Here is a 3,625-nt window from a genome sequence, read left to right on the forward strand (position 1 = left end):
GCAAAATCTGCTGCCATTATGATTGGTTATTTAGGGAACTTCACTAAATTAGCGCACTCTGCAGATGTTGTAGATGTAAACACAGGTGAAGGCGGTATCGTTGTTGATCCAGTAGGTTCCGATAATGAAGAACCAGCTGTAGATGACGGCCCAGCAAAGATTTCCATCGATGAGTTGGAACTCTCTGTTCGTGCGTATAACTGCTTGAAACGTGCTGGCATTAATACAATTGCAGATTTGCTAGACAAAACCATTGATGACTTAGGAAAAGTTCGCAATTTAGGCAAAAAATCCATCGATGAAATTGAGGAAAAACTCAACAATCATCCAGGTGGTTTTCAACTTAAACAAAAAGGCGAATAAGGAGGAAGACGAATGTACAGAAAATTAGGCCGCGACAGCTCCGCTCGTAAAGCGTTGTTCCGTAGCATGTTAACATCTTTCTTCCAATATGAGCGTATTGAAACTACAGAAGCTAAAGCGAAAGAACTTCGCTCTTTAGCTGATCAAATGGTAACTTTGGCTAAACGTGGTGATCTTCATGCACGTCGCCAAGTTCTTGCATACCTCATGGATGAAAGCGTAGTAAAAAAATTGTTTGATACAATTGCTCCAAAATATGCAGACCGTCAAGGTGGTTACACTCGTGTAATCAAAACTGGTCTTCGCAAAGGTGACGCTGCACCTTTGGCTATTATCGAGTTAGTTTAATCAAACTCATACGGTGTTGTAACTTATGTTGCAGCACCGTTTTTTTATTGTCAATTTTATGGTACAATCGATTAGTATAATATCGTAATATGTTAGCAGTTATCGTAAAGAATGAATAAATATTGTTAACCTTTTCACATAAATCTATGGCAATCATTAATGCTTAATCTATACAGTGGATTACATTAATTTGTTGTTGTTAATAGGTCAATACTGTTATATACAATTTAAAGGTTATACTTTCACAAAGACGAAATTGACTAGAAAGATATGAGGTTATCCATGAATGAAAAAGACATTATGATTGACGTCAATCATATGAGTCATATTTATAGTGATGAAAATGGCAATGATGTACATGCACTAAATGATGTGAGTTTATCCATCAAGCGTGGTGAGTTTGTTTGTATTATCGGTACTAATGGTAGTGGTAAAAGTACACTAGCCAAGCATTTCAACGTGTTATTACAACCTAGCGAAGGTTATATCAATGTATGTGGCTATGATACGCGTGATGAAGAGCACATTTGGGATATACGTCAACATGTAGGTATGGTGTTCCAAAATCCGGATAACCAAATTGTGGCAGCTGTCGTAGAAGAAGATGTTGCCTTTGGTCCAGAAAATCTTGGAATTCCTAGTGCTGAAATTAGAAAACGTGTCGATGCAGCATTAGAGGCTGTTAATATGACTGAATATAGAGAGCATGGTCCTCATTTGTTGTCTGGTGGTCAAAAGCAACGTATTGCTATTGCTGGCGTACTTGCCATGAAACCGGATTGTATCGTTCTTGACGAACCAACGGCTATGCTTGATCCAAAAGGTCGTCGTGAGGTATTAGAGACAGTTCATAAACTCAATAAAGAAGAAGGTATCACTATCGTGTACATTACACACTTTATGGAGGAAGCTGTCACAGCTGATCGTGTAGTAGTTATGAAAAATGGTGTGAAATTACATGATGGCACTCCTCGTGAAATCTTCAGTCATGTAGATACCTTAAAAGGTCTTGGTCTTGATGTTCCAGTGGCGTCTGAAATTGCTTTTAAATTAAATGAAAAAGGTTATGAGATCGGTAAAAGTATCATCAATAATGAAGAATTAGCAGTAGGTCTTAAACATTCTAAATTAGCTGACCAACTACTAGGTGATCATAATGTAGGGGCTAAATCTAATAGTTCTCCTACCAATGAAGATGTAAATCCAGTAAGAGGGGAGGGCACACACTAATGGCAATTGTATTAGATAATATTACTTATACCTATGGTGTAGGTACTCCATTTGAAAAGACAGCCCTTCACGGTGTATCTCTTACTGTTGAAAACGGTGAGTTTTTAGGCATCATTGGTCATACCGGCTCTGGTAAATCTACCTTTGTACAACATTTAAATGGCTTATTACACCCTACAACAGGAACGGTTATCGTTAATGGTGTAGATATTAGTGCTTCTACAGAGGAAGCTAAAAAGATGCGCCATAAGGTAGGCATGGTTTTTCAATATCCAGAACATCAGTTATTTGAAGAAACTATTGCTGAAGATATTGCCTTTGGCCCTAAAAACTTAGGCCTCAGTGCTGATGAAGTAGATGAACGGGTACGGGAGGCAATGAAATTTGTAGGTCTTGATTACGACACCTATGCGGAGCGCTCTCCATTTCACCTATCTGGTGGACAAATGCGCCGTGTTGCCATCGCTGGTGTAGTGGCTATGGATCCAGATTTCCTAGTTCTTGATGAGCCATCTGCAGGCCTTGACCCATTTGGTCGTGAAGAAATCTTTGAAGAAATCATTCGACTTCATAAAGAAAAGGGCATTACTGTAATCCTTGTATCACATAACATGGAGGATATTTCTCGTATGGCATCTCGCCTCGTGGTACTCGATAAAGGTCGTATCGTTCTCGATGGACAACCGATGGATATCTTTAATCATCATCGAGATGCATTGCAAGCTGTTGGCGTAGATGTACCACCCGTGTCTGTAACCATGGAATATTTGCGTGAACAAGGGTTAGATGTATCTAATCGTGTATTATCCGTGGATGATGCAGTACAAGCCATTCTAGAAGGAGGTAGCCATGTTAAATAACATTACTATTGGGCAATACTTCCCAGGAAACTCCTTCTTGCATCGCATGGATCCTCGTGCCAAGATTATTGCTACCACAATATTCGTAGTAGCCATCTTCTTAGCGAACTCTCCTCTTGCATATGGCTTGGTAGGGGCATTTACCATCTTTGCTATGTTGTTATCAAGATTGCCATTACGCTTGATGTGGTCAGCTATTAAACCACTTTGGATTATCATTGTATTTACTATGGGTATTCATATCTTTACGACCCCAGGTAATTCACTTTTCCAATGGGGCATTATCAATATTACAGATCAAGGCTTAGCTATGGGTCTACAAATGGCGGCACGATTAATCTTTTTAATCTTGTTCTCCTCCCTATTGACCTATACGACATCACCAATTCGTTTGACCGATGGTATTGAGCATTTGCTAAACCCATTCCGTTGTATTGGCGTACCAGCTCATGAATTGGCTATGATGATGACCATTGCATTGCGTTTCATTCCTACTTTATTGGATGAAACAGATCGTATTATGAAAGCTCAATCTGCTCGTGGTGCAGACTTTGTAACAGGGTCTATCATTCAACGGGCAAAAAATATGGTACCTTTATTGGTTCCTTTATTCATCAGTGCATTTAGACGTGCTGATGAACTGGCTATTGCTATGGAAGCGCGTTGCTATCGAGGTGGCGTAAATCGTACGCGTATGAAGGAACTACAAGTTACTTATGTTGATTATATTGGCGTCGGTGCTGTTATTTTGATTACCATTGTACTCATTGCATTGTGGTGGTTAGGTCTATGAGAAATATACGAATCATAGTTGCTTATGATGG

At 39.4% G+C, this 3,625-nt stretch carries 5 protein-coding genes; all 5 read left to right on the forward strand.

The genetic code is table 11. The annotated features are described in order from the left end of the window. Positions 1 to 363, forward strand: a 363-nt coding sequence (locus QZ055_RS08615; protein WP_295826210.1) for a DNA-directed RNA polymerase subunit alpha C-terminal domain-containing protein, incomplete at its 5' end; no start/stop codon positions are given. A gap of 12 nt (positions 364 to 375) precedes the next feature. Further along, positions 376 to 711 (forward strand): 50S ribosomal protein L17, encoded by a 336-nt coding sequence (gene rplQ / locus QZ055_RS08620; RefSeq protein WP_004695155.1) that lies wholly within the window; start codon positions 376 to 378, stop codon positions 709 to 711. A gap of 282 nt (positions 712 to 993) precedes the next feature. Next, positions 994 to 1,941 carry an energy-coupling factor transporter ATPase gene (locus QZ055_RS08625; RefSeq protein ID WP_295826212.1) on the forward strand — a complete coding sequence of 316 codons (948 nt, stop codon included), beginning with the start codon at positions 994 to 996 and terminating at the stop codon, positions 1,939 to 1,941. After that, on the forward strand, positions 1,941 to 2,801 hold the full coding sequence (locus QZ055_RS08630) for an energy-coupling factor transporter ATPase (protein WP_295826215.1): 861 nt from the start codon (positions 1,941 to 1,943) through the stop codon (positions 2,799 to 2,801). Before QZ055_RS08625 ends, QZ055_RS08630 begins: the two co-directional genes overlap by 1 nt. Beyond that, complete coding sequence (locus QZ055_RS08635; RefSeq protein ID WP_295826218.1) at positions 2,791 to 3,594, forward strand: energy-coupling factor transporter transmembrane protein EcfT; 804 nt, start codon at positions 2,791 to 2,793, stop codon at positions 3,592 to 3,594. The genes QZ055_RS08630 and QZ055_RS08635 overlap by 11 nt, the downstream gene beginning before the upstream one ends. The last annotated feature ends 31 nt before the right edge of the window (positions 3,595 to 3,625 follow it).

This window comes from uncultured Veillonella sp., assembly GCF_905209685.1.
In the GTDB taxonomy this organism is placed as follows: domain Bacteria; phylum Bacillota; class Negativicutes; order Veillonellales; family Veillonellaceae; genus Veillonella.

What these genes read in the sequence shown, in the direction of transcription:
- rplQ (WP_004695155.1), top strand. Translation starts at nt 376, where the DNA reads ATGTACAGAAAATTAGGCCGCGACAGCTCCGCTCGTAAAGCGTTGTTC.
- QZ055_RS08625 (WP_295826212.1), top strand. Translation starts at nt 994, where the DNA reads ATGAATGAAAAAGACATTATGATTGACGTCAATCATATGAGTCATATT.
- QZ055_RS08630 (WP_295826215.1), top strand. Translation starts at nt 1,941, where the DNA reads ATGGCAATTGTATTAGATAATATTACTTATACCTATGGTGTAGGTACT.
- QZ055_RS08635 (WP_295826218.1), top strand. Translation starts at nt 2,791, where the DNA reads ATGTTAAATAACATTACTATTGGGCAATACTTCCCAGGAAACTCCTTC.